The organism is Paenibacillus sp. MMS18-CY102 (assembly GCF_009789195.1).
Taxonomy (GTDB): domain Bacteria; phylum Bacillota; class Bacilli; order Paenibacillales; family Paenibacillaceae; genus Paenibacillus_T.
This window is the reverse complement of sequence record NZ_WSTC01000015.1, coordinates 88,849-113,662: the sequence shown is the minus strand read 5'-3', so window position 1 is coordinate 113,662 and position 24,814 is coordinate 88,849. Positions and strand designations below refer to the sequence as shown.

Genomic DNA, 24,814 nt, shown 5'->3' with positions numbered 1-24,814 from the left:
ATTCCCATTGGCAGGCGCGAGTAGAATAGGAAGTGTTAGGACTTGGTCCTAAACTTTCATCCCGAACGGGAGGCGCTTGTAATGGAACTATGGAAAAAGCATTGGACGACAGCGTTGGGCGCGCTGTTCGTATTGGCAGCGTTCATTTCGCTCTTTAAATATTCGGCGGATCAAGGCTGGCTCACAGACCCGATTAAAGTAGGAGCTGGCTTAATCATTGGTGCAGCGGCTGCTGCGATTGGCGTGAAGCTTCATCGCAATGGAACGGCATATGGGCTAGCCGGAGAGCTTGGCACGGGGCTAGGGGCAGCAATCGGATACACAACAGCAGCGTATGCGGGCATCTACACGACGTTATGGGAATCGATGACGGTGTTAGTCGTTATGACGGCGATAACGACTGCCGTTGCCGCTTATGCATATCGGTTTAATTCCCGCATTTTGATGATGGTATCGCTGCTTGGATCAATGGTTGCGCCGCTCGCCATGCGCCCTGAGACGGATCAAGTGCTGCAGCTGTTCCTTTATTTGCTCGTGATGAACAGTGTTGTGTTTGCCATTAGCGTCATGAAAGGCTGGATTGAGCTGCGTTTAACGGCATTCGTATTTACTTGGCTGTTGTACGGCGTATATTATATTCATTTCTTGCCAGAGTCGGATAATTGGTGGAGCATGCTGATGCGGTATGCGATTGCAGCATTTGTGTTCTACTTGATAGCGTTCTACATTGCGGCATGGCGGGAGCGCAGCAGCCTTGCAGGCGTAAATGTATATTTCAGCTTCGCAAACACAGTACTGTTTGGGGCATGGGCAGCTGCGCTGCTTCCTGAGCAAGGTGCGATGACGGTTCTATTGCTCCTAATCGGCGGGTTATACGGTGTGCTTGCGCTTGTTATCTATCGTTTCCGAATGGCAGCTGTATCTGCTGCTACAGGCCATATCCATGCGGCGTTAGCAGCCATTGCATTGCTGCTTGGGCTGTCGGGCCTTGGATCAGGCTCCGATTACCGCCCGCTCGTAGGCGCTTTCGTATGGACAGCTATCGCAACCGTTATGGTACTTGTGGGCCGTAAGCTTCGCTCGGATTGGTTAATTCTTGGCGGCTCGTTCGTATGGTTCTTTACGGGCATTTATTGGTTTGCCCATGCATGGGATGTGCCAAGGCTCAATCCGCTGGGCGGCCTCTATATTCCGTTCTTGAACGGTGGAGCGATTGCTTGGGTTGCGCTAGCAGCCTTTGGCTTCTATGTATCCAGACAGGTTAAATATAAAGCGCTCGATCAAGAGTCGGCTTCAATCGTTGCTGTGATGTACGCTGTCTTCAGCCATATTATCGTTGGTGGCTTGCTGACGGTTCAGATCACCAATGTATATGAGGAATACGACGTGGCAGGCAGTGTTCAGCTGGCATTGTCGGCCGCATGGGGCATCTACGCATTGCTGCTGTTTTTATGGGGAGCCTACAGCCGCCAACGCCCGTTCCGATGGATTGGTTCGATTGTAATCGTACTGGTCGCGCTTAAAGCGATTCTGATCGATCTAAGCGGCGAGAGCTCGCTGTACAAAATCATCGTGTTCCTGTTGCTCGGCGCGATTTCGTTCGGCATTAGCTGGGTTAATGGGAAGTGGCAGGCGAAGCCGGAGCAGCAATAGGCATAAACTATAATTCCGATAGCATTTATATCTTTGTCTTCAACGGCCATTTGTGGTACAACTGATAATAGATTGAGAATTTATTGTGTGTATAGAAGAGGAGTGTCAATTACTATTATGGCAGACGTAAAAAAAATCGCAGTTCTCGGCGGCGACGGCATTGGACCAGAGGTAGTCGGGGAAGCGCTTAAAGTGCTCAAAAAAACGGAAGAGCTGTTCGGCTACCAATTCGAGACGGAGCACGGCCTGTTCGGCGGTATCGCAATCGACGAGAAAGGTACGCCGCTTCCGCAAGAAACGCTTGAAATTTGCCAAAAAGCGGACGCTGTATTGCTCGGAGCAGTTGGCGGCCCTAAATGGGATAACAATTCAAAAGAGCTTCGTCCAGAAACAGGCCTGCTCGGCATTCGTAAAGCGCTTGGCTTGTTCTCGAACATCCGCCCTGCGAACGTATTCGATTGCTTGAAGGAAGCTTCGACGCTGAAACCAGAAGTGCTTGAAGGCACGGACCTAATCGTTGTGCGCGAGCTGACGGGCGGCATTTATTTCGGCGAGAAATTCCGTCGTGAAACTGCGAATGGCGAAGAAGCAGTCGATACTTGCGCATATAACGTACAAGAAGTTGAGCGTATCGTTCGCCAAGCGTTCGAAATCGCACAAACACGCCGCAAAAAGCTGGCGTCGGTTGATAAAGCAAACGTACTTGAAACGTCCCGCCTGTGGCGTGAAGTTGTAAACCGGATCGCGCCAGAATATCCAGACGTAGAGCTTGAGCATGTACTCGTAGACAACTGCGCAATGCAATTGCTCCGCCGTCCGTCGAGCTTCGACGTTATCGTAACAGAGAACATGTTCGGCGATATCCTGAGCGACGAAGCAGCAATGCTGACGGGCTCGATCGGCATGCTCTCCTCTGCATCGCTGGGCGAAGGCAGCTTCGGCCTGTACGAGCCAGTACACGGCTCGGCGCCTGACATCGCTGGACAAGGCATCTCGAACCCAATCGCTACGATCCTGTCTGTAGCGCTCATGTTCCGCCTGACGTTCGGTTACCATGAAGCAGCACAACGCATTGAAGATGCGGTTAAATCGGTTCTCGATGCGGGCCACCGTACAGGTGACATCGCAGTCGATAAGAGCAAAGCGATCGGCACGGCAGCGATGGGTGACCTGATCGTTGCAGCGATGGGCAACTAATATTTAATTATAATAATTATTAATAAATAACGAATACAATATTGACTTCATTCCATTCTGGTGGTACCATTCATCTAGGAAGCAAGTCAATAGACATTCACTCAAATTACGCCACTGGCGTCAAGGAGGTTCTTTTATTATGGCAGATCGTTTGGTAGGTCGTTTGGCACCAGATTTCACGTTGGAAACAGTATCCGGTGATGGAGAGCAATTCGGTAAAGCATCCCTGTCTGATTACAAAGGCAAATGGCTCGTATTCTTCTTCTATCCGCTTGATTTCACGTTCGTATGCCCAACGGAAATTACAGCACTTAGCGATGCATACGCACAATTCAAAGACCTGAACACAGAAGTGCTCGGCGTTAGCACGGACAGTATCCATAGCCACCGCGCTTGGATTCGTACGGACAAAAACGACAACGGCCTGGGCAAGCTGAACTTCCCACTGGCTGCTGACATCACGAAGAGCGCAGCACGCGATTATGGCGTACTGATCGAAGAAGAAGGCATCGCATTGCGCGGCCTGTTCATCATCAACCCAGAAGGCGAGCTCGTATACCAAGTGGTTAACCACAACAATGTAGGCCGCAGCGTAGAAGAAACGCTTCGCGTTCTGCAAGCTCTGCAATCCGGTGGCCTATGCCCAATCAACTGGAAGCCAGGCGAGAAAACGCTCGTAGCACAATAATATCGGCTTATGCCACGAATAAAAGCCCGCGCCTTGTGTGCGGGCTTTTTTATAACCTGTCTATTATTGGTTCCCGTATTTTGCAGGAATTTCGTGGGTGAGGATCGAATACGTTAGGGGTAAGTTTCAATAAAGTGCATATCGGGTAATCGCTGTACAACTGCTAAGCCAATGAATGTCCAGTGAACGTATACCTTTAAGGGGTGAGATGCCGATGAGTTTCTGTTGTGGAGCCAGCATGATTGGCACGAAAGGAACGCTTAAGCATTTCCGGACTCATATTCATAATGTACCGATCTTGTTCTGTCCGGTATGCCAGTCAGTAGAAGTTCACCATATGATTGAGAACGAGTACGAAATTCTGGCAGAATTCGCGCATGGCGATGGCGCGTCCGAAATTGATTTTCAAGATTATGTCGAGAAGGATACGAATTTATTGTTCGAGAACTGCGTGAACAACGAGAATGAGGATCCGCTTGATGTAGTAATCAGCCAGATCGACATGGCGCTTGATTTGCTCGCCATTGCGAAGCAGATCGACGATACGCAGTGGAGTAATGACCTGAAGAAGCGACTAGGCGTGTTGAGCGCAAGACGAACGAAATTACGCCAACGGCAGACGTCCTAAGGTAAAGTTCAGAGCCTCCGGTTGCGGAGGCTTTTTTTTATGCTATGAGCGCTGCACCCCCTCAAGGGTGAGGGGGCAGACGAAAGATATGGATGAGGTGAAACGGTTGCTGCTTGTACTATTCAAACGGTTCATCAGCAAGATAAGCGGCGATCGTCCGTCTACGGACAGTTCAGCCACGTCGCCAGAAGAAACCATCGAACAGATAAGGCGTGGTGACGAACAGCTAAGAGCGGCGTTCATCGCGCAATATGAGCCTTATATCCTCAAAGTAACGAGCCGGTTTTGCAAGCGATATATTGATCCAATTCAAAATGAAGAATATAGCGTAGCACTTATTGCTTTCAATGAAGCTATTGATGGTTTTAATGAGGCCGCGGGCCGTTCCTTTCTTGGGTTCGCTGAGACGGTTATTCGCCGACGGCTTATTGATTATGTGCGCAAGGAGCAACGCCACTGGCAGTCCGTGCCTTATAGCGCGTTTGACCGCGAGGACGAAGACCAACTGACTAGCAATCCGATTGAGACGGCACAAGCAATGCATAAGCATGAGCAGGACCGTGTCAAGGAGGATCGCAAGCAGGAAATTCAAACATTCGCTGCGTTGCTTGGCCAATATGGGATTTCGTTCTCCGACTTGGCTGACCAAGCGCCTAAACATGCAGATACACGGGGAATGCTGTTTGCTATTGGCAAATTGGCAGCAAGCGACCCGCTCTTATATAACCCGATCCTCGAGAAGGGGCGCCTGCCGGTTTCTGAATTAGCCGGGCAAGCGGGCGTTTCCCGCAAAACGATTGAACGCAATCGTAAATACATAATGGCACTCGTCTTGCTGGTAATGGGCGAGTATCCCTATTTGAGAGCCTATATCACGCATACGGACGCGCCGCAGGTTTCTTTGGCAGGCCGAGCACAATCGTCGAAGGAGGTGAAGCTGTGAGCAGCAAAGGGATTGTAATGGAGATATCCGAGAAGCATTACATTATTTTGACACAAGATGGGCAGTTTCAAAAAATTTCACGCGCTCCCGGCTCCGGTTTCGATATCGGCGATGAGGTGGAAGGCATCCGGAGAAGAAAACGTCCACGGCGCGCCATCGGCGCTTGGATCGCAGGAGCAGTCGCACTGCTGCTGTTGTTCCCGATGTTCATGGTGCCTAGAACCCAAGCAGCGCCAGTCGTCGCTTATGTAACGTTGGATGTAAATCCAAGCATTGAGATGGGAATCGATAATAAAGAACGCGTTCGCGAGTTGAGGGGCCTAAACGTTCAAGGTTCTCAGGTCATTATCGATGTTGCGTATAAAGGGCTAAACGCTGCAGCGGTAGCAGCGGAAATTGTCGATTTGGCATCCAAATCGGGTACGAACGGCTCAAGCGATGGCCGCGACATCGTCATTACAAGCATTATGCTGGATGGCAAAGCAAAGGATCCCGAGCGATTCGAAGCGGAGCTCGATTCGGATATTCATAAGGCGGTAACCGAGAAGCTGCACGCTGGCGAGCCGCAAGCATTGGCAGGCGGCATGCCTAACGATGACGGCGTGACGGTGCTTTCTGCCCCCCAAGAAGTTCGTGAGGAAGCTGAGAAAAACGGTGTTTCAGCTGGGAAAATGGCGGTTTATTTATTAGTGAAGAGCGAGAACCCGGACGTGCAGCTAGACACTCTTAAGACGCAATCGATCAAGGAGTGGACAGCTCCTGTAGGCGGCATTCATCGTATCGTTCACCCCGAGCTGCCAGCGAATGCGGGCCAACAATCCGATCTTCCGACTAATAAAGGAGATGAACCGCCGAGCAAAGAAAAGAGGCTCCTGCATGCAGAAGCTCGCCAGAAGTGGGAAAAGCAACGTTTGAAAGCGCTCTTGAAACAAGAAAAAACCAATGCTGCCAGCAATGGGGACAATAAAGATACAAAAACAGATAACGGCAAGAAGGAGGAACAAGGGGAAAAGGAGAACCTTAATACAAACAAGCAGGCGCCAGCACAACCAAAAACTACCGGTAAAACAGATCAGCCCAAAGGCAACGGGAAAGACACAAATCCAAAAAATCAAAACCGTGATGATGGCCGCTCAGATTCCAATCACACGAACAACAGCTCTACGAAGGCGCAGCGGCCCCATCATAACGAGGAGGGCCGCCCGGACAACCAGCAACGCGGCTATGGCAGGGATAACGATCACAGCAACAGCTCCGGCCGCAATAATGATCGCCAGAATTCCAGCAGGGATAAGGATAATGACCGCGGCGACAGTGACAACAAGGATCAAGGCAACAACCGCAATGACAGCAATAGCAATCGTAACAACGGCAATAATAAAAATAATCATAACGATAAAAGCAAGGAGAATCGCCAAGACAAGCGAGATTGAAAAGCAAATGCCTAACAAGTTATTATAAAATACGATTTCTTCCATTGTTTTTCGACAGGATCTCCGATTGACAACGGTTACAATTTCATCCATCATATTGATTACCAAGTTTATGGCTATCGTGGTGGTGTCCTGCTGGAATGGCTTGAATTGGCGAGGAGAGCGGAGGCGAATGGGGATGGACATGTTCCTTATTAAGACGCCGTCTGATGCAGTAAGCGTCCGTCAACAAGGACGGGAGATTGCGAAGAAGATCGGCTTTGGCACGGTGGATCAGACGCGAATCGCTTTTACCATATCAGAATTGGCTATGCAGCTCGTAGATTCACCTGCACAAGGCCATATGGTTATTAAAGCCATAAACCGCAACAAGCTGGAGCTTGGCATAGAGGTCAGGCTCTACGACCATGAAACTGGCGCCAAACGATGGGATTCGGACTGGATGAACAAGTGGGTTGATGATCTCGAAGTGAAGCATGACGATACGAGAGGAACGACGATTACGTTTCGCAGATGGTTGCCGCCGTCCTACGGTTATGAAAGACAGGCTGGTCCGTCCGTTCTTGCTGCTGGGGAGGAGTAATTATGCAGGCTATTCGAAAGCGCTATTTTCCGGCGCTTGCCGAATATATTCGCAGCGGGAGTGAAGCTTCACTATTTCAAGCAACTGAGCTTGGCAAGATGCTTGGCAATGTTCATCCCGAGGAGATTATTGCGGTACACGACGAATGTATGCAGACACTAGTCCTTAATGTAGAGTCCGAGGAAGGCATTCGGCTCTATAATCGCTCGTTTATGTTTTTGATCGAGCTGATGGTCGCTTATCGATTCAGGAACGATACGGAAAAGACAACTGAGCAGAAGTTTACAGAAATGAGGGAAATGCTATTTAAGTCGCATCGCTCATCAGAGCGGGTGAAAAACAAGTATGAGAACGTGCTGCAGCATATGGATTCTGGCATCGCTTTGTTTGATTCCAATGGAACGTTAACCTTCGTGAACCTGATGCTGGCGCGCATGCTGGACATTCCACGAAAGACGCTGGTCGGCCGTACGATTCGCGGGCTTATGCTCCATCCGAAGCTCACGCGCAGCACGCGCAAAATGATTGTTCGGCTGTACAAGGAAGCGATTTTGCGCCGGAACCGGTATTTTGAGTTTCAGGATAACGCAGGCAGGCATTTCCTTGTGACAGTTACATACGGTGACCAGCTTGAAGGCGATATATTAATTAGCATCAAAGACGTGTCGGAATACAAGCAGATTGAGCAAACGGCATACCAGAACGACAAGCTTGCAATGCTAGGCAAAATCGCTGCCGCCATCGCCCATGAAATCCGCAACCCACTCACGTCGATACGTGGATTTATTCAGTTGCTAAGGCCGCATCTGTTGCAGCTTGGCAAGGACGAATATGCGCGCATTATCGTCGCGGAGATCGATCGGGCGAACGACATTATTTATGAGTTCCTTAATTCCTCGAAGCCAACTGCGCCGATGAAGCAAGAGGTATCAATAAATGCGCTTCTTAAGGAAGTCATTTTGTTGACGGAGAGCGAGGCGCTCATGCGGGGATGCCTAATCCAGCTAGAGGCATACGAGGAGACGCTGCTCGTGTCGATTGACGTGAAGCAGGTGAAGCAGGTTATATTGAACATTATGAAAAACTCGCTGGACGCCATTGAAGAAATCAACGGTTCCAGAAATGGCCGGATTGATGTTATCGTACAGCGAACGCCGGAAGGTGTCGAAATTACGCTGCGCGATAATGGCAAAGGGATGGACAGAACGACGCTCGGAAGGCTGTTCGATCCATTCTTCACGACGAAGGAAGCGGGGACTGGGCTAGGGCTGTCAGTAAGCTATCGAATCATCCGAAACCACGGAGGTACGATTCGAGTCGATAGCGTGCCGGATGAGGGAACTTCGTTTATGATCCATTTGCCATTGATCTCATAAAGCATTAGAATCGGGATAGTATTCCCCCGATTCTTTTTTTTATAGCTTGAGTACGAAAGGATGAAGATACGATGGGCTTTACGTTTACATACGGTGCGGATTCGGCGAATGCCAATCAAGTGAATGTTGTTGTTAAATTAATTAGCAGTGAGGAGCTCAATCAGCCAACTGGCAATAAGGTATGGGTGCATGCCAAAATCGACGATGAGCTTCGGAAGCTGCATGGCCGCGGCTTGTTTAAGGGGAACCGTGGCCAGAAGGAGACGATCGCAACGCTAGGGCTGCATACGGGCGACTACGCCGTTTTCGTGGGCTACGGAGGGCAAGCGACGGCGGATGGATTGCGCGAAGCGGCAGCAAGCGCGTCGAAGGCGATCCGCAAGCTGCGGGCGAAGACGGTTCAAGTGCTGCTGCCTAAGCATGTCATTGACGGTACAGCAGATTGTAATCCGGAGCGGGCCGCCCAATCGCTGACAGAAGGCTTCATGCTAGGGTGGTATGAGCGTCCAAAGCGCAAACGCGAGCATGAAGTGGGTTCAGATTCAATCGGCGTTCGTTTCGTGCCAGAGGAAGGCATTGAGCAGGATGATGCTGCGGCAGCACGCTGGTCCTATGGCATTAAGCGCGGCCAGCTATTCGCAGACGGCGTTATATTCGCTCGTGATTTGACCAATATGCCTGGCAATGAGCTTATTCCAGAAGGGCTTGCGGAATATGCGGAGGAGATCGCACACCGCTATGGCTTTGATGTAGAGATCATTGACGAATTTACAGCAATTGATCAAGGGATGGGCGGCCTCATTGGCGTCGGCAAAGGCAGCGTTCATCCGCCGCGCATGATTGTGCTTCATTATCAAGGGGCAGAGGACAGCAGCGATGTATGGGGAATCGTCGGCAAGGGCATTACGTTCGACACAGGCGGCATCTCCTTGAAACGCGCAGAAGGCATGGAAGAAATGATTGGCGATATGGGCGGCGCAGCGGCTGTTCTTGGCACGATGCGAATTATTGGCGAGCTGAAGCCGCGTGTGAATGTGCTCGCAGTTATCGCGGCTGCTGAGAATATGCCTTCAGACAGGTCCATGAAGCCGGGCGACGTTCTAGTGACGATGAGCGGGCTGACCGTAGAAGTCGTTAACACAGATGCAGAGGGCAGGCTGGTGCTCGCGGATGCAATGACGACGGCGATTCGGCGCGGTGCGACACATCTGGTCGACGTCGCGACGTTAACGGGAGCGGTTGAGGTTGCGTTAGGCAATGTTGCAACAGGCGCAGTAACGAACAACGAGGCGCTCTTGCAGGAAGTTATCCGGGCGGGCCGTTCGTCGGGCGAACGAATCTGGCCGTTCCCTTCCTATCCGGAATATCGCAAGCAGATCGAGAGCGATGCAGCGGATTTGAAAAACAGTGGCGGCCGTTACGGCGGCACGATTACAGGCGGCCTGTTCATCGGCGCATTCGTCGAGGATCGCCCATGGGTGCATCTGGACATCGCAGGCACCTCGTGGCTGAAGGCAGCCCGCGGCTGGGAGTCCAAAGGCGCGACGGGCGTCATGGTTCGGACATTGGCCGAATTGCTGGCTACCCGCCAATAGTTAAGAGTAGGGATCGTCTGCAGCGTGTAGGCTGCGGACGGTCCTTTTGCTATAAAAGGCAGGATGGTCGCGCATAAGAGCCTAAGGAGGTAACGATGAAAGGAAAGTATAGCGTATTGGCCAGCATTGTTATGGCGATGTTGGTTGCTTCAATGGACAGCACGATTGTGAATACAACGATGCCGGTTATTGCGGAGGAGCTTGGCGGGATCGAGCTTTATGCTTGGACGTTTGCAAGCTATATGATTTTATCGACGGTATTGGCGCCTGTTGCCGGGCGGTTGTCTGATTTGTTCGGGCGCAAAAAGGTGTTCGCGGCAGGCATCGTCCTGTTTCTGCTTGGTTCGATGTTGTGCGGCAGCGCAGATACGATGCTGATGCTCGTTTTGTTCCGCGCAGTCCAAGGCATTGGGGCAGGGATTATGAATCCGTTTCCGATTATTATCGCAGGCGATTTGTTCCCGGTAGAGAAGCGAGGATCGATCCAAGCGATGTTTACGGCAATGTGGGGGTTATCGGCGGTCATTGCACCGCTGCTCGGCTCGGTCTTTGTGGAATTTTCGAGCTGGCGATGGGTGTTTTATGTAAACTTGCCGATCTGCATTCTGTCTTTGCTGCTGCTGTTGCCTTACCAAGAGCAGTACGAGCCGAAGCGGGCAAAGATCGATTATGGCGGAGCTATTATTTTTACGGCGGCGATCGGGCTGTTACTACTGCCTACCGTTGTCGAATCGGGCAGATACTTGTACCTTGCAGGGGGGATTTTGCTGCTCGTTCTGTTTTATTGGCATGAGAAACGCCAGGCCTCGCCGCTTATCCCATTCACCTTGTTCCGCAACAAGCAGGTGGCCTGGATGAACGTGAACTCATTGTTGACTTATGGAGCGTTGTTCGGCGCTTCGAGCTACTTGCCGATGTTTTTGCAGCATCAAGGCTATTCGCTTTTCCTGAGCGGTGTAGCGATGCTGGGCATGTCATTCGGTTGGATGGCTTGCAGCGTCCCGGCAGGCAAGTGGATCGGGCGGTACGGCTACCGAAAGCTCATACTAGCCGGCAATGCTATTCTAGTCGTGTCAGGCCTCTGGTTTATGCTGTTATCGGCCTCCACGGGATTTTGGTTTGTGTTTCTCGGATCTATTCTGTTCGGCTTAGCCTTCGGCATGCTGTCGACGGTGTCCGTCATTGGTTCACAACAGCTCGTTGGGCCAACAGAAAAAGGCATCTCGGCATCGTTGCAAATGTTTTCCCGCAATATCGGGACTGCGGTCGGCGTGACCATTATGGGATCGATGCTTTCGGGCGCAACGGATTTGCTTGTCGGCTATCGCCATATGTTTATTTATGGGCTCATTTTTAGCATGCTTGCCCTGCTATGCGCGATCTTCGTAAGCGGCCGCATTGCAAAATCTGTCATTACGGAAGTCTAAAAGAGTCGATTAATGTTTTGCGTTCCGCACTTATTTCAAGTATGATGATAACAAAAAGAACTCATGTTCAACGATAAGGAGTAACAATCGGATGACTTCGAAAACTAGCCACTGCAAAATTGTCGACTGCACGATCCGTGATGGCGGACTCGTTAATAACTGGGACTTCAGCATTGAGTTCGTTCAGCACTTGTATAATAGCTTGAACGAAGCTGGCGTTGATTACATGGAGATTGGTTACAAAAACTCGCCTAAGCTGCTGAAAGGTGCAGATAGTGCTGGCCCTTGGCGTTTCTTGGACGATGATTTCCTTCGGAAAGTTATTCCGAACAAAGGCCACACGAAGCTTTCGGCGCTTGTCGATATCGGCCGCGTAGACGAGAACGATATCTTGCCACGCAGCGAGAGCTTGCTCGACCTGATCCGCGTAGCTTGCTATATTCAAGATGTGGACAAAGCGCTTGAGCTGGTAAAAGTATTCCACGATCGCGGTTATGAAACGACGCTCAACATTATGGCGCTCTCCAACGTTATGGAGAACCAACTAATCGAAGCGTTCGAGCTGATCCGTGAAAGCGTAGTTGACGTTGTTTACATCGTTGACTCGTACGGCAGCTTGAAGCCTAACGATATGGCATACCTCGTTGACAAGTTCAAGGAGCACCTGCCGAACAAACGCCTCGGCTCGCATACGCATAACAACTTGCAGCTTGCATTCGCGAACACGATTATTGCCGCAGAGAAAGGCGTAGAGCTGCTCGACGCTTCCGTATACGGCATGGGCCGTGCAGCAGGCAACTGCAACACAGAACTTCTCGTAGCGCATCTGCCTAACGCGAAGTACAACGTGCGTCCTGTGCTCGACATGATCGAGAAGCACATGCTTCCGCTTCGCGAGAAAGAAGAGTGGGGCTACATTATGGAGTACATGGTAACAGGCATGCTGGACGAGCATCCGCGCTCGGCTATGGCACAACGCGACAGCAGCGACAATCGTGATAAAGTGGTCGACTTCTATGATCGTCTGACGACGCCAGAAATCGCACACAGCAAATAAGCACGAAACAATAGAAAAAGGACACATCTGCCGCTCGACCGAGCTTTCTCGGTGAGTTGGCGGGGTGTCCTTTTTTGTATGAATCGGAAATCGGGTTGCCGGGGCTTAGAGCGCAATAAGCTCATCGTCGCCACGAAGCACGCAGGCTTGCTTGGGGACATTAGCATGAAAATAAGCTTTCCCCTGGAACGTGCGCCCATCAGCCGCGAGGGCGGTTACCGATACTAAGATATGTTCACTGCTGTAGTAGTGGTCAAGCAGTGACGCCGGCCCTGCTCCCGTTACGTCGATATACCATAGTTTAGAACCATGCTCCGTGATGAGCACAAGCTCAGCTGACGTTAGTGCTAGCTCTATTGTTGTTGCTTCGCTGTGATCAGCGAGCGTAATTTGTTGAATTTGGAATGTTTCCATCAGGCTTCGCATGCCCCTCTCCGTTGTTTATTCGATTGTATAAGCCCCTTCATGTTTTTGCAACATATGCAATTGGCGTCGCGTCTAACGATTGTAGACCAAATATAGGGGGTTGTCTTAAATGATGGAAAGGGCTAAACGAGGCGGATTGTTCGTGTTGCTGATTGTGTTCGTCATGCTGGTGCAAGCTTGCTCTTCTTCTTCAGAAGAGGACAAATCGGATAATGGCACATCATCCGAAGCAACGGCAACCGATTCTGCTTCCGTTTCTAAGGAGTTAGAGAAAAAGAGCGATTCCCGCGGCGAATCAGCTCCAGCGACAGAGGAAGCAGCTCCGGACCGAAGTGAAGAGCCGACGTCTGCCGAAGGATCGACGAACGGGGAGCAAGGCAACCTGCCAGATGCAGGAACGCTAACGGCAGGTGAGTGGGATGATAATGCGAAGTGGAGCACATGGAACAAGCTGATGGCGTCGCATGAAGGGGAAGAGAATCGCCCGTATTGGCGGTTTTATGATTTTCGCAGGCTGGAAGTGAAGGTAAAGGCAGACGGCAAGCCGGTCGCTGATGCAGCTGTTGTGCTAACTAGCAAGGATGGGCAGCAGGCATGGGCGGCACGGACGAATGCAGCAGGCGTCGCATATATGTTCCCGACTATATTCATAGAGCAGGGCGGTGACCGTAAGTATTCCCTGACTGTCACGGCAGGCCAACAAAAGAAGCAGTTCGAGAATGTGGAGCTAAAGCAGGGGCGTTCGATGGACGTAAGCTTCGACGAGGCGATGAGGCCTTCCGCGCTCGTTGATTTGATGCTCGTCGTCGACACGACGGGGTCGATGTCCGATGAGTTGCGTTACTTGGAATCCGAACTGAAGGATGTCGTCACGCGCGTATCCGAGCAAAATAACGGGCAGCTCGACATTCGAGTAAGCCCGAACTTTTATCGGGATGAGCATGATGATTATGTTGTGCGGCCATTCCCGTTTACGCGAGATATTGATAAAGCAGTTGGGCAGATTGCGGAACAAGAAGCGTTTGGCGGCGGAGATTTCCCTGAAGCGGTGGAGTCAGCGCTCGGCAATGCGATAGAGGGCCATGAGTGGAGCAAGGAGGCGCTCGCGCGGCTGATGTTCGTCGTCTTGGATGCGCCCCCGCACCATGAGCCACAGGTGTTGAAGAAGCTGCAAAGCCTAACGGAGAAAGCAGCAGAGCAGGGCATTCGGATTATTCCGATCGCATCGAGCGGCGTCGATATTGCGACAGAACATCTGATGCGTTATATGGCGGTATCGACAGGCGGAACGTATTTGTTTCTGACGGACCATAGCGGGGTTGGTGGCGAGCATTTGAAGCCGGCTGTTGGGGAGTACGAGGTGCGCGCGCTGAACGATTTGATGGTGGATATTATTACACGCTATTGCCGTTCTTAAGAAGAACGGCGGCGGATGAAGTAGGCATCCTCTAGCGTCGGCTGCTGCTCTTCAAAGCATGGCGATGGCGGTTCAGCCGCCATAAACCGGACAATAAAGCCATCGTCAATGGAAGGCTTAACATCAATGATGCTGGTGGGGGCCATCTTGCGGTACGTATCGGCATCAGCTGGCCCTTCCCAGACGCGAAGCGGGAGGCTGGCAAGCCAGTCAGCAGCAGAGCTGTCGAACTTGGGGCGGCCTTCGTCCATCCACACGATGCGCTGGGCCCAGCCTTCCCATTCGTTCAGCTCATGCGTAGACACAATAACGACGCGGTCTCGCGCATAAGCAGCGAGATAGCGTATGAACCGGAGCCGTTCGATTGCATCCATTGCATTGAGCGGCTCATCGAGCATCATGTAGGAAGGATTGCCAATCCACGCTTGCGCAAGAGCGATCCGTTGACGGATGCCGTGCGCAAGCGTTTTGATTTTGCGGGAGCGGTAAGGCTCCAGTTGGAAGGCTTCTAGCACGCGGCTAGCTTCGACAGAGCCGCTGAACCCTTTGAGCTGCTCCATATAGCGAAGCAGCTTGGAAGCCGTCAACTGCTCGTACAGCTCAACGCCAGTAGGTACGAAGCCGATCTGGGAGCGGATCTCCGGCAGATGGCGGGACGTGGTCCAGCCATCGTAGCTGATCGTTCCGCTCAGCGGCAACTCTGCTGTCGCGAGCAACTGAAGCAGCGAGGTTTTGCCTGCACCGTTGCGTCCGACCAACAAGGTAATGCCAGGGCGGAATGTTAATCGCGGGATGTTGAGGCGAAACGGCGACTTGCCGCCCCGTCGCCAATCGACGTGATGCAAATCGAGCAGCATAGGGCTGCACCTCCTTCGGAAATCATTTAATTTCGCGGATGCCGAGGCTGCGGCGATAAGCCATAACGAGCAGCATAAGGCCAGCGGCCATTGCAGCAAGCTGGATTTTATCTTCCCATATGCGATACAACTCGAAGTCGGCGAATCCAAGGCCATAGTTCCAAATAAACCAGAGTACTAGCCCCCAAGCGAGTGCTGGCTTTAATCCTTTGCGAAGCATAACATTGGCGACTACACCGCTAATCAACAGATAAAGGGACATCCAGCCCGTTAGAAAAGCTAGCGCATTAAACCGGTGGTCTGTCCACTCCATATAGACGGTTGCTGCTAGGCCGAGAATGACATTAAGCGCGGTAACAATGAGCGAGCGGGTTAGCAGCAGCAGCGCTGGCGGGTATGGCGAGATGCTCTCGATCATTCGCATTTCGCGGTTCCAGGTTCGGAAGCTATACAGCATGCCGCCTAGTAGTGCTGCTGGCATTAGAATTGTAAACCAGCCTACTGCACGGTCGGCTGCTGCTAGCCCAAGGCGGTCCACCATAAATAGAAGCATCACGAACAATGCGGCACTCGCTGCCCAATACGCACGGGAGTAAGCGATAATTTGGCTTCTCATTAACCGGCCGAGCGATACGGCCTGCTTGCGGGAAGTGGCGATTGGCTGCTCTTTTACAGGCTGCGAAGCGTGCATCACTTCATTGAATGCGGGTTGAAGTGAAAGCAGCAAGCGAGCAGTATCACTGGACGTCACTGGCTTCACCGTATAAGGCGCCAAGGTGCCATCCATTTCGGACTCAAGCTGTTTTAATTCATCATCGTTTGGCATGCTCATGCTGTTTTCCCCCTCTCGATGGTTGGGTATTTTCTTTGTCTGGCTTTAGCCTGTCTTTCAGCTTGCGAAGCCCTTTATACAAATGGGTTTTGACAGAACCAAGCGGAAGCTGAAGCGTCTCTGCGATGTCTTGCAGCTTCAAGTCTTGGAAGAAACGAAGCATGACAACCTGCTTCTGTACATCAGGCAGCTCATCAAGCGAACGGATGATTTCTTGCCTTGTCTCTTGCCGTTCGGCTAACTCGACTACGGAAGTTTGCGTATCCCGCTGTTCTGGCATTTCGGCCATTAGGCGATTATCCGTATGGTACTGCGCGCTTTTCCAATAGTCACGGCACAAATTAAGGGCGACTCGGTAAAGCCACGCTTGCGCGTTATCGGGTACGGAGCGTTCCTTGAGTTGCTTGATGAAACGAAGAAACGTTTCTTGTACGAAGTCTTCCGCCTTCTGGACATCCCGCAGCTGGCGCTGCAAGTAACCGGATAACGGTGCATGATGGCGCTGAACGAAGGCTTCGAAGCAGGCTTGTTCGCCACGCGCCATCCCTTGTACTAATTCGTCGTCGGTCATCGGTTCATCTCCTCGTTCCAAGCCATATTCCAGTCCTCCATCGTAATTGTCAGGTTGCCCGGAAGCGTTAGCCCCCGCGTCCATAGTTTGCTTAGCACTTGCTTCACCTGGTTCGTGCGGCCAGCTTCAAGTGCTTGGTCGATCTGTGCTTTAATAGCAAGCCATTGCTCGGAATCAGATAATAGGCTAATTGGCCGTGCATCGGGCTGTTCAGCGTCGTGCATATACCGAACTGCGTTTCGAATGTCATAGATCATCGACAGCGGCTGCGATGTTGCTGGATCCAGAAGCGTCCAGTCTGCCGCGTTCGTATCGAGATCATGAAATAAGAGCATGTTTGCTGCGAGCCGCAAATCAGAGTCATACATGCCGTTTACTGAGCCGGAGAGCAGAAGCGTATCGTTTTTGAGCATTTCGCCATATCCTCCGCCGACAGGCATTACTGTGAAAATAGGCGCTGTCCAGATTTGCTGGACAGGGTGCAGGCCCGGCAGCCAGCCGGCGTAATAATGCTCAATTTGCTCCAGCTCGAATAGCAGCAAGCTGCTGCGCTTGAAATCGCCATCTGTCGTAACAATCGTGGTAGCATCGCTGTTGTGCCGAAGCTCCTTGAAATGCCCGCCGATGATGTCAATGGACTGGGCGCGGGAGCCTTTGAACCGTTGCACGTTGGCGAAAGCGGATTTTGTGCCGGGAGCATCCGATGCATGTGCCTCCCATGCTGGCAGTGTGGCAAACAGCTGTTCATCGAATCCTTTCATTGTGACGTCGAAGTCTGCTGAGAGATGCGAGGTAACATCCGTCCGATTCACGTAATTGCCAGGGCCTCCGCGTGCCGTACTGCCTTTATAGAACAAGCTGTCTCCTCCTGGGAGCGGATACCAGCCCACAGTTCCAGGCAAGTAAAGCGAGCCGCCGTGGATGAAACTCCAATAGCCTTCTGAGTTATTCGTTCTTGCCCAGTCCAAAAGCTTTCCTTCATATCGAAATTCAATCGTGCCAACGGATGCATTGCCAGCAATTGGCGGGATGGTCACGAATACGCGCTCGCCGCTACGGTTCCAATCTACGGGATGTCCGTCCCATTGAATCGACTGGATTGCCATAGCGGGGTGGAGCAGGAATGCTAAGCGATTCGGTTGAAGCCAAGCGACCTTCTCCACCTCGGGCGAAGCTGGCAACGGTGCGCCGTTGTGCAGCGGGACAGTAACTGTCACATCGCTCCGCAAACGATCAGAAGGCATCCGTTCCGCAACAATCGAGACGGAAGATAGCTGAAATTGATACGGCTCATGCGGCGAAATTGCCTCGTACGATGGAGCAGTGCTCCTTATTAGAGCGACGCGATCTAGCCGTTCCATCCATAAATGGGCGTAAGGCAGCGCGGCGGCGATCGAGAGCAGCAATGCAACGGCCGCAGCTGTGGCCGGATGCCTTCGGTTGTGCATGCTTGGGCGTACGCGGCGAACAGCCGCTGTAGCCAGCGTAAGGAGGAACAAGCCGAATGCCGCTACAAATAGCGCGAGCTTGGCATATTCACTCCAATATAGGGACGGCGTCCAACCGTCATTACCGAATGAGGTGCTATCGTTAAGGAGATGCGATAGCATGAATGCTTTGAGCATATACCAGTCGGTTTCGGGCAAGGCATAGATTTGCAGGAAGAATGCGCCGAATACCCACCCGAGAAAGGCGACAGGCAGGGCGAAGCGGGATGGCATTAGTGCACCGATTGCCATGCCGAGCGCAAGCGTGATGCCGTAGGTCATTCCGTAATGCAACAGTATCCATCCCAGCTCATAGGCGATGGCGTTTCCCGAGAGCCCGAATCGGGCGGCAGCAATCGCATCCCCTGCTGAGATAAAGCCGATAAATAGGCCCATATACAGGAGACCGGCAGTAAATTTGGCGGCGACGAGCAAGGCGTTAGGCAACGGCGAACCGAACGACCAGTCAAAGTTGCCGCTTAGCAGGTCACGGCGCATAAGCAGCACTCCTAGCAAGGCAGGCAATACGGCAGTCAACGACTGTACGACAGCATGCTGCTGGGAGGCATCGCCATAGAAATTAGGCGGGATGTCCGCGCCAGCAGGAAGTGTGAGTGACATAAACACCCAAATGCCTGCTCCAAGCGGAAGAATCATCGGCCAGCGCAGGCGAAAAAGCAGCTTGCATTCCAGCGCGACGTGCAGCATAGCCGACCGAATATAAAGGAGTAAGAGGCTAGCTAGCGTATAAGAGTGATGATTTTCTCTGTTCATAATCATTGTTGTAATTTACTTGAACTGATCAATGCCAAGTAGCCTTCTTCCATGGATGGTTCTGTTTCTATCGCATAGGGATGGGGCATCGACATCGATAACGCGCGGCATTCTAGCCCTTCGAAGGTGCGTTTGGCTGCAATAATGCCCGCAGCAGGCTGCCGCCGCCATTCCGATTCCGATGTTTCCCAGCGCCATACCTGCCCTTTGGCGTGAGAGGCAAGCTCCTCTTTGCCTCCGCTATATAACAGTCTGCCCTCGCAGAGCACATGGATATCGCGGCAAATGCCCACATCGCTCAGGACATGCGTCGAGAGAATAACGGCTTTCGTCTGGGACAGCTCAGCCAATACGCTGCGCAGCTTCACTCGCTCCTCGGGATCGAGCCCTGCGGTTGGCTCATCGACAATTAGCACATCAGGGCCGCAGGCGATTGCTTGCGCGATTCCGAGCCGTTTGACCATGCCGGACGAGTAGTTGCGTACCGCCCAGTCCATTGTCTCGGTGAGCCCGACCGCCGCTAAGGCGGCTTCTGAGGCCGAGGCGGCAACGCGTGCGGACACGCCGCGCATCATAACCGAGTGCTTAACGGTCTCGATGCCGGACAGCTGGGCGTGCATGCGGAACGCTTGTGGGACGAAGCCGATATGCTGGCGCGAGCGGTAGCCATGCCTTACGGACAAGCCGTGAAGCTCGGCGTCGCCTGTCGTCGGTGCGAGCAAGCCTGCAAGCATGCGGAGCAATGTAGATTTGCCGGCGCCATTGGGCCCTAACAGCCCGTGCATGCCGGGACCGAACGAGACGGAAATCGGGTGAAGCGCCCAGCCGGATTTATATCGTTTGCCAAGTCGATTGGCGGTTAGCATGTAATCCCTCCTGCTTCATTCAACGAGAGGTTCAAGCAAAAAGATTCGAGAAGAAGCTTCTTGAGAAACCGAATAGTGGGAAACGCTTCTAGACAATGTGTTTGGTTTACGCCAAACTTAATTATATCAGAGGAAATCAGGATGTTGAATCTTAGGGAAAGACGGAGAAATGAGGGGCATGAAATGGGATGGAACATCTCGCCGCTGGGTGATCGAGCGCTTATCGCGGAGTGGGAGGAAGCGGGGGAAGCTGGAGACTGGAGACTGATGGCTGCTGCAGCAGATATGCTACGAGACAATAAGCTACACGGCATTATCGACGTCATTCCTGCTTATGCCACAGTTACGGTCGTATACGATCCGATCTTAATTGCTTTAGGGAGGCCAGATGGCTGCGAACCATACGCGCTGATAGCGAGCATGATAGGCAAAATGCTGGCGAATGTGGCTGCCGTGCAGCGGCCAGATGTTCGCCACATGGAAATTCCGGTCTGCTATGGCGGCAGCATGGGACCGGATCTGGAGGAGGCGGCCGCGCGCAGCGGATTGCGCGCGGAGCAGTTTATTCGAGCGCATGCGGAAGCCGTGTATACGGTAGCGCTCGTCGGTTTTGTGCCCGGCTTCCCGTATATGGCGGGATTGCCGGAGATTCTTGCTCAGCCGCGCCTAAGCAGCCCAAGGCCGCGGGTCCCCGCGGGCTCGGTCGGCATTGGCGGCGGGCAAACGGGCATTTACCCGCTGGCTGTGCCAGGCGGGTGGCAGTTGATCGGCCGAACGCCGCTACGGCTGTTCGATGCGAGGCGGGAGCAGCCAGCGCTGCTGCGCGCTGGCGATCAGGTGCAGTTCGTGCCGATTGATGAGGCACGCTTCCGCGAGCTGGAGCGGGAAGGGGGAGGAGAATGAGCTTATACATCGCTAAGCCTGGGCTATATACGACGATACAGGACTTAGGGCGCGACGGGCACCGGGCAGCCGGCTTGTCCAGCGGCGGCGCAATGGACCCATATGCAATGCGCGTAGCGAATATGCTCGTCGGTAACGATGAGTCAGCAGCAGGCCTTGAGCTGACGCTTATGGGACCGACAATGACAGCGGCGACGGACCTGCTGGTCGCCGTTACCGGCGCCGATATGGCGCCACAGCTAGACGGCCGCGAGCTTGCGATGTGGCGGCCGGTACACGTGCCGGCCGGCGCGACGCTAACGTTCGGCGCGGCGCGACTTGGCTGCCGCGCATACGTCGCGGCAGCCGGCGGCATCGGCACGCCGCCGGCGCTTGGCAGCCGCAGCACGGACGTGCGCGCCGCCATCGGCGGCATCGCCGGTCGGCCGCTGCGCGCCGGCGATGCCGTGCCCTGCGGCTCCGCCGCAGGGGCAGCCGCCCCATCCGCGTGGGCGGCTGCATGGCTTGCGGCGCTGGCGAAGCCTCGCGCCGCCTCAAGCATAGGCCGCCCAGCAACTGGGGCGGCCTGGTACGCACCGCCGCAAGCTTATGGCGGTGCAGGACCTGGCGGCATCGAGCTGCGCGTGATGCCGGGCAGCGAGTACGGGCAGTTTACAGAAGCTGCCCGTACCGCCTTCTTCAGCGGCCGCTATCGCGTATCGGCAGCTTCCGACCGTATGGGCGTGCGGCTCGAAGGCTCGCCTCTTCCAAGGGCAGAGCGATCCGAGCTGCCCTCCCACGGCATCGTGCCGGGCGTCGTTCAAGTGCCAGACGGCGGTCTGCCGATCGTGCTAGGCGCCGATTGCCAGACGACAGGCGGTTATCCAAAGCTTGCGCATGTCGTTTCCGTCGATTTCCCGTTGCTGGCTCAAGCCAAGCCGGGCGACTATATAAGCTTTCGGCCTATTTGCCTGCGAGAGGCACAGCGCCTTCTTCGTATCCGAGAAGCGGAGCTTCGTGCCTTAGCGGCAGCAATCCATTTGCGCCAGCCATAGATAGCGGAGCTAATACTAATAAAGGAAGGTGCAAACATGCCTCAACAGTCCGTCGATTTAAACGCTGATTTCGGAGAAGGCTTTGGCTCGTACACATTTGGCCAAGATGAAGCGCTCCTGCCCTATATAACAAGTGCAAATATTGCTTGCGGATTCCATGCTGGCGATCCGCATACGATGCGAAATGCGGTCAACAGCTGCATCGAAGCAGGCGTAGCCATCGGCGCCCATCCAGGCCTACCTGACCGAATGGGCTTTGGCAGGAGGGAAATGGCGATAACGCCGCAGGAGGCTTATGATTTTGTTCTCTATCAGACAGGTGCGCTAGAGGCATTCGTTCGGTCCAAAGGTGGACGGCTCCGGCATATAAAGCCGCATGGCGCACTATATCATATGGCTAATCAGCAAGCGGAGATTGCCCATGCCATCGCGCGCGCTGTGCGGGATATGGACCCGCAGCTGCTGCTTTACGCCCAATCAGGAAGTTTATTGCTTGAGGCTGCCAAATCGGCTGGTTTGCGTACAGTTTCCGAGGTTTTCGCCGACCGTACGTATCAATCCGATGGCAATTTGACGCCGCGCTCAAAACCGAATGCTGTACTCACAACCACAGATGATGCCTTGCGCCAAGCGATTCGCATGGTTACACAAGGAACCGTTCAGGCAACAGATGGCCGTGAGGCTGCAATTGTGGCGCACACGATTTGCTTGCATGGCGATGGTCCGCATGCCGCTCAATGGGCGGCAGCGATTCGGCAAGGGCTTGAAGCCGAATCGATCCGCATACAAGCGCCATTTTAACGCATGCCTTTTACATTCAACTTGAAGGGAGAGTTTGGGCATGGATGTGAACAAAAGAATAATCAGAGTATTCATCTATGGCTCACTGCTGCCAGGACAGCATAATCGGCATGTCGTTGATTCTTTTGTACTTCATGCGGAGGAAGGGCGAATAGCAGGGCGGCTCGTTGATTTTGGCCCATATCCCGCGTTAGTAAGAGATACCGCAGCAAAACAAACCGCCGCATTTGTTACTGGGCAGTGGATTACAGTAGATCGGAACGGATTAGCGGCAATGGATGAACTGGAAGAGTTCATAGGCTATGAAGAGAATAATGATTATGACCGAATTTGGGTCCGTGATTTGGACAATCCAGGCCTCTCTGGCTGGGTCTATGTGTGGCCTGATGACCGAGGATTTCCGCCTATTGCTGCTACGTTTTGGCCAGACTTTTATGCTGCCAAAATCAGCCGGCAGTCCCTTGCGTAATGGAAAACGAATTCGGTCCGCCGCCGTGCCAGATTAGCGTGTGAACAGCTTGCTTGTTTCATGAACGTTCTGATAATGTTCAAATTATAGAACGGAATGCTGCGGCATAATTTTGTAAACTAAGGCTGGACACGCTTTTTTTGACCCGAAAGGATGTGCCGGATTTATTATGAAACGTTTTTTGCTCAGTACGTTGCTTCTTATTTCTTGGCTGCTGTGGACGTCGCCTAATGCGGATGCTCATGCCCAATTGCTAGAGACGGTTCCAGATGCAGGGGAGCAGCTTGCAACAAGCCCGTCTTCCGTGCAGCTAACGTTTAACGAAGCGATCGAAACAAGCGTTGGAGCGATTGAAGTGCTCGATTCGCAATCGCGCCCCATTGATGCCAATGCGGCTATCCAAACCAACGCCGATCATACACGGGCAACGGTTGCGTTGCCCAAGCTCAAGGAAGGCGTCTACACGGTTACCTACCGCATCATTTCCGAAGACGGGCATCCGGTAAACGGATCCTATGTATTCATTGTCGGCAATCCGCCGGAGGCTAAGGATGCCTCGACCTTCGATCTTCATGCGCAAACCGGACATGCCGGGCATGAGGCGACTGCGGCCCAATTGTCGCCTGCTGAATTTGTATTGTATGCCGTACGCGTATTTTATTATGGAGCGTTGCTCCTTGCGGCAGGAATTATGCTTTGGTCTGCGTTCGTGCGATTTGAGCGGACAGAAGCGAAGCCCATCGTTCAACAATGGTCGCTTGCGTCCATTCGTGCACTCTTATTCGCATCGATCCTGTATGTCTTCTTCCATGCGCGCGAGGTAATGGAAGGGCAGCCGCTCGACGAGTGGGCGCGGCTGTTTACCCGTACAGGGGTAGGGATGACATGGCTGTTTACGGTCGTCCTTACATTGATCGGGTTTGTTATTTTGCGTGGAGGGCGCTATGTCCGTATCGCATGGGTGATTGCGCTGCTAGCTGTAGAAAGCTGGAGCGGTCACGCAGCCGTTAACAACCCTAAAGCACTCACGGTTGCGTTAGATGGCGTACACTTAATTGCTGCATCACTTTGGGCAGGTGGCCTGGCGCTGCTGCTCGTTCTTTGGTTCAAAGACCGCAAAGAAGCGGGCAGATTCGCCACTCGATTCTCAGGAGGTGCGGTGCTGTCATTAGCGGCGCTGGTGTTATCGGGCGTAGGCATGACGCTGCTCTTCTTGCCGAAGCTCTCTTATTTATGGCTGACGGCTTGGGGCGTCATGTTGGCAATAAAAGCTGGATTAGCACTCCTTGTCATCATTGCTGGCGTATTCCTGCGGCTAAGGGTTAGGCGAGGGGATTTGCCGGCACCAGGGCTTTTAAAAATGGATGGCCTGCTTATGGCTTGCATCATTATCATTACGGCTTTGTTTACGTATGTAAGCCCTCTGCCACCGAACGAACCGGTCAGTTACCATCAAATGGGCGCCAAAATGCACTTATCGCTCCGCGTAACGCCTAATAAGCCTGGCGATAACAAGGTTACGCTCAAAGTTTGGCTTCCGGAGCAGACGGGCCAACCCAAATCAGTTGTGCTTCGTTTCCGTTCAGAAAAACATCCGGATGCGCCGATCGACATTCCACTAGAAGCTTACGAAGATGATGAGGTTGACGCGTTCGATGGTTATGTAAAATCAACCTACCGGACGGAGGGGCCGTATATTCCATACCCTGACCTGTGGACAGCTGAGATTCGTGTGATGGATAAAGAAGATAATGAATTGGTCGAGACCACGACATTCCGTAATTACTGAGGTGGGCA

General features: G+C 52.9%; 23 protein-coding genes. 17 read left to right on the top strand and 6 right to left on the bottom strand.

The annotated features are described in order from the left end of the window. The first annotated feature begins 81 nt into the window (after positions 1 to 81). The 11 genes from GON22_RS13100 (at position 82) to GON22_RS13050 (ending at position 12,580) form a co-directional block, all read left to right on the top strand. Positions 82 to 1,653, top strand: coding sequence for a DUF2339 domain-containing protein (locus GON22_RS13100; RefSeq protein ID WP_160396544.1), 1,572 nt, complete (start codon positions 82 to 84; stop codon positions 1,651 to 1,653). A 117-nt stretch (positions 1,654 to 1,770) separates the two neighbouring features. Further along, positions 1,771 to 2,850, top strand: coding sequence for a 3-isopropylmalate dehydrogenase (gene leuB, locus GON22_RS13095; RefSeq protein WP_160396543.1), 1,080 nt, complete (start codon positions 1,771 to 1,773; stop codon positions 2,848 to 2,850). A 139-nt stretch (positions 2,851 to 2,989) separates the two neighbouring features. Next, complete coding sequence (locus GON22_RS13090; protein ID WP_160396542.1) at positions 2,990 to 3,538, top strand: peroxiredoxin; 549 nt, start codon at positions 2,990 to 2,992, stop codon at positions 3,536 to 3,538. Between the two features lie 214 nt (positions 3,539 to 3,752). Continuing rightward, positions 3,753 to 4,166 (top strand): hypothetical protein, encoded by a 414-nt coding sequence (locus GON22_RS13085; protein ID WP_160396541.1) that lies wholly within the window; start codon positions 3,753 to 3,755, stop codon positions 4,164 to 4,166. Positions 4,167 to 4,254: 88 nt separating this feature from the next. Continuing rightward, a complete protein-coding gene (sigI, locus tag GON22_RS13080; RefSeq protein ID WP_237179139.1) occupies positions 4,255 to 5,109 on the top strand; it encodes an RNA polymerase sigma factor SigI in 855 nt (284 codons plus the stop codon). Beyond that, a complete protein-coding gene (locus GON22_RS13075; protein WP_160396540.1) occupies positions 5,106 to 6,542 on the top strand; it encodes an anti-sigma-I factor RsgI family protein in 1,437 nt (478 codons plus the stop codon). Before sigI ends, GON22_RS13075 begins: the two co-directional genes overlap by 4 nt. Positions 6,543 to 6,714: 172 nt before the next feature. Further along, positions 6,715 to 7,125 carry a hypothetical protein gene (locus GON22_RS25750; RefSeq protein WP_202113226.1) on the top strand — a complete coding sequence of 137 codons (411 nt, stop codon included), beginning with the start codon at positions 6,715 to 6,717 and terminating at the stop codon, positions 7,123 to 7,125. A gap of 2 nt (positions 7,126 to 7,127) precedes the next feature. After that, positions 7,128 to 8,501 carry an ATP-binding protein gene (locus tag GON22_RS13065; protein ID WP_160396539.1) on the top strand — a complete coding sequence of 458 codons (1,374 nt, stop codon included), beginning with the start codon at positions 7,128 to 7,130 and terminating at the stop codon, positions 8,499 to 8,501. A 71-nt stretch (positions 8,502 to 8,572) separates the two neighbouring features. After that, a complete protein-coding gene (locus GON22_RS13060) occupies positions 8,573 to 10,096 on the top strand; it encodes a leucyl aminopeptidase (RefSeq protein ID WP_160396538.1) in 1,524 nt (507 codons plus the stop codon). Between the two features lie 95 nt (positions 10,097 to 10,191). After that, entirely contained in the window at positions 10,192 to 11,523 is a 1,332-nt protein-coding gene (locus GON22_RS13055; RefSeq protein WP_160396537.1) for an MFS transporter, read from the top strand. A gap of 91 nt (positions 11,524 to 11,614) precedes the next feature. Further along, complete coding sequence (locus GON22_RS13050; protein WP_160396536.1) at positions 11,615 to 12,580, top strand: aldolase catalytic domain-containing protein; 966 nt, start codon at positions 11,615 to 11,617, stop codon at positions 12,578 to 12,580. A gap of 105 nt (positions 12,581 to 12,685) precedes the next feature. Here the strand turns inward: GON22_RS13050 and GON22_RS13045 are convergent, their stop codons facing one another. After that, on the bottom strand, positions 12,686 to 12,994 hold the full coding sequence (locus tag GON22_RS13045) for a hypothetical protein (RefSeq protein WP_160396535.1): 309 nt from the start codon (positions 12,992 to 12,994) through the stop codon (positions 12,686 to 12,688). Positions 12,995 to 13,115: 121 nt separating this feature from the next. On the opposite strand from GON22_RS13045, the gene GON22_RS13040 reads away from it, so the two are divergent. Next, the gene (locus tag GON22_RS13040; RefSeq protein WP_160396534.1) at positions 13,116 to 14,423 is read left to right on the top strand and encodes a VWA domain-containing protein; all 1,308 of its coding nucleotides are present in this window, start codon (positions 13,116 to 13,118) and stop codon (positions 14,421 to 14,423) included. On the opposite strand, the gene GON22_RS13035 is transcribed toward GON22_RS13040, so the two are convergent. The 5 genes from GON22_RS13035 to GON22_RS13015 are packed head-to-tail and all read right to left on the bottom strand — an operon-like array spanning position 14,420 to position 19,810. Continuing rightward, the gene (locus GON22_RS13035; protein WP_160396533.1) at positions 14,420 to 15,280 is read right to left on the bottom strand and encodes an ATP-binding cassette domain-containing protein; all 861 of its coding nucleotides are present in this window, start codon (positions 15,278 to 15,280) and stop codon (positions 14,420 to 14,422) included. The two genes, GON22_RS13040 and GON22_RS13035, sit on opposite strands and share 4 nt — an antisense overlap. Positions 15,281 to 15,302: 22 nt before the next feature. Then, positions 15,303 to 16,112: a hypothetical protein gene (locus tag GON22_RS13030; protein ID WP_160396532.1), complete on the bottom strand. Its 810-nt coding sequence runs from the start codon at positions 16,110 to 16,112 to the stop codon at positions 15,303 to 15,305. Then, the gene (locus tag GON22_RS13025; protein ID WP_160396531.1) at positions 16,093 to 16,683 is read right to left on the bottom strand and encodes an RNA polymerase sigma factor; all 591 of its coding nucleotides are present in this window, start codon (positions 16,681 to 16,683) and stop codon (positions 16,093 to 16,095) included. The genes GON22_RS13030 and GON22_RS13025 overlap by 20 nt, the downstream gene beginning before the upstream one ends. Then, positions 16,680 to 18,950 (bottom strand): hypothetical protein, encoded by a 2,271-nt coding sequence (locus GON22_RS13020; RefSeq protein WP_160396530.1) that lies wholly within the window; start codon positions 18,948 to 18,950, stop codon positions 16,680 to 16,682. The genes GON22_RS13025 and GON22_RS13020 overlap by 4 nt, the downstream gene beginning before the upstream one ends. Further along, positions 18,947 to 19,810 (bottom strand): ATP-binding cassette domain-containing protein, encoded by an 864-nt coding sequence (locus GON22_RS13015; protein WP_160396529.1) that lies wholly within the window; start codon positions 19,808 to 19,810, stop codon positions 18,947 to 18,949. The genes GON22_RS13020 and GON22_RS13015 overlap by 4 nt, the downstream gene beginning before the upstream one ends. 183 nt (positions 19,811 to 19,993) lie before the next feature. Between GON22_RS13015 and pxpB the strand changes: the two genes are divergently transcribed. From pxpB to GON22_RS12990, 5 genes are all read left to right on the top strand, one after another. Then, complete coding sequence (gene pxpB, locus GON22_RS13010) at positions 19,994 to 20,713, top strand: 5-oxoprolinase subunit PxpB (protein WP_160396528.1); 720 nt, start codon at positions 19,994 to 19,996, stop codon at positions 20,711 to 20,713. Continuing rightward, the gene (locus GON22_RS13005; protein WP_160396527.1) at positions 20,710 to 21,747 is read left to right on the top strand and encodes a biotin-dependent carboxyltransferase family protein; all 1,038 of its coding nucleotides are present in this window, start codon (positions 20,710 to 20,712) and stop codon (positions 21,745 to 21,747) included. Before pxpB ends, GON22_RS13005 begins: the two co-directional genes overlap by 4 nt. A gap of 36 nt (positions 21,748 to 21,783) precedes the next feature. After that, positions 21,784 to 22,548, top strand: a complete 765-nt coding sequence (locus GON22_RS13000; RefSeq protein WP_160396526.1) for a LamB/YcsF family protein — start codon at positions 21,784 to 21,786, stop codon at positions 22,546 to 22,548. A gap of 40 nt (positions 22,549 to 22,588) precedes the next feature. Beyond that, entirely contained in the window at positions 22,589 to 23,017 is a 429-nt protein-coding gene (locus GON22_RS12995; RefSeq protein ID WP_160396525.1) for a gamma-glutamylcyclotransferase family protein, read from the top strand. Positions 23,018 to 23,186: 169 nt separating this feature from the next. Then, positions 23,187 to 24,806, top strand: coding sequence for a copper resistance CopC/CopD family protein (locus GON22_RS12990; protein WP_160396524.1), 1,620 nt, complete (start codon positions 23,187 to 23,189; stop codon positions 24,804 to 24,806). Positions 24,807 to 24,814: the final 8 nt, after the last annotated feature.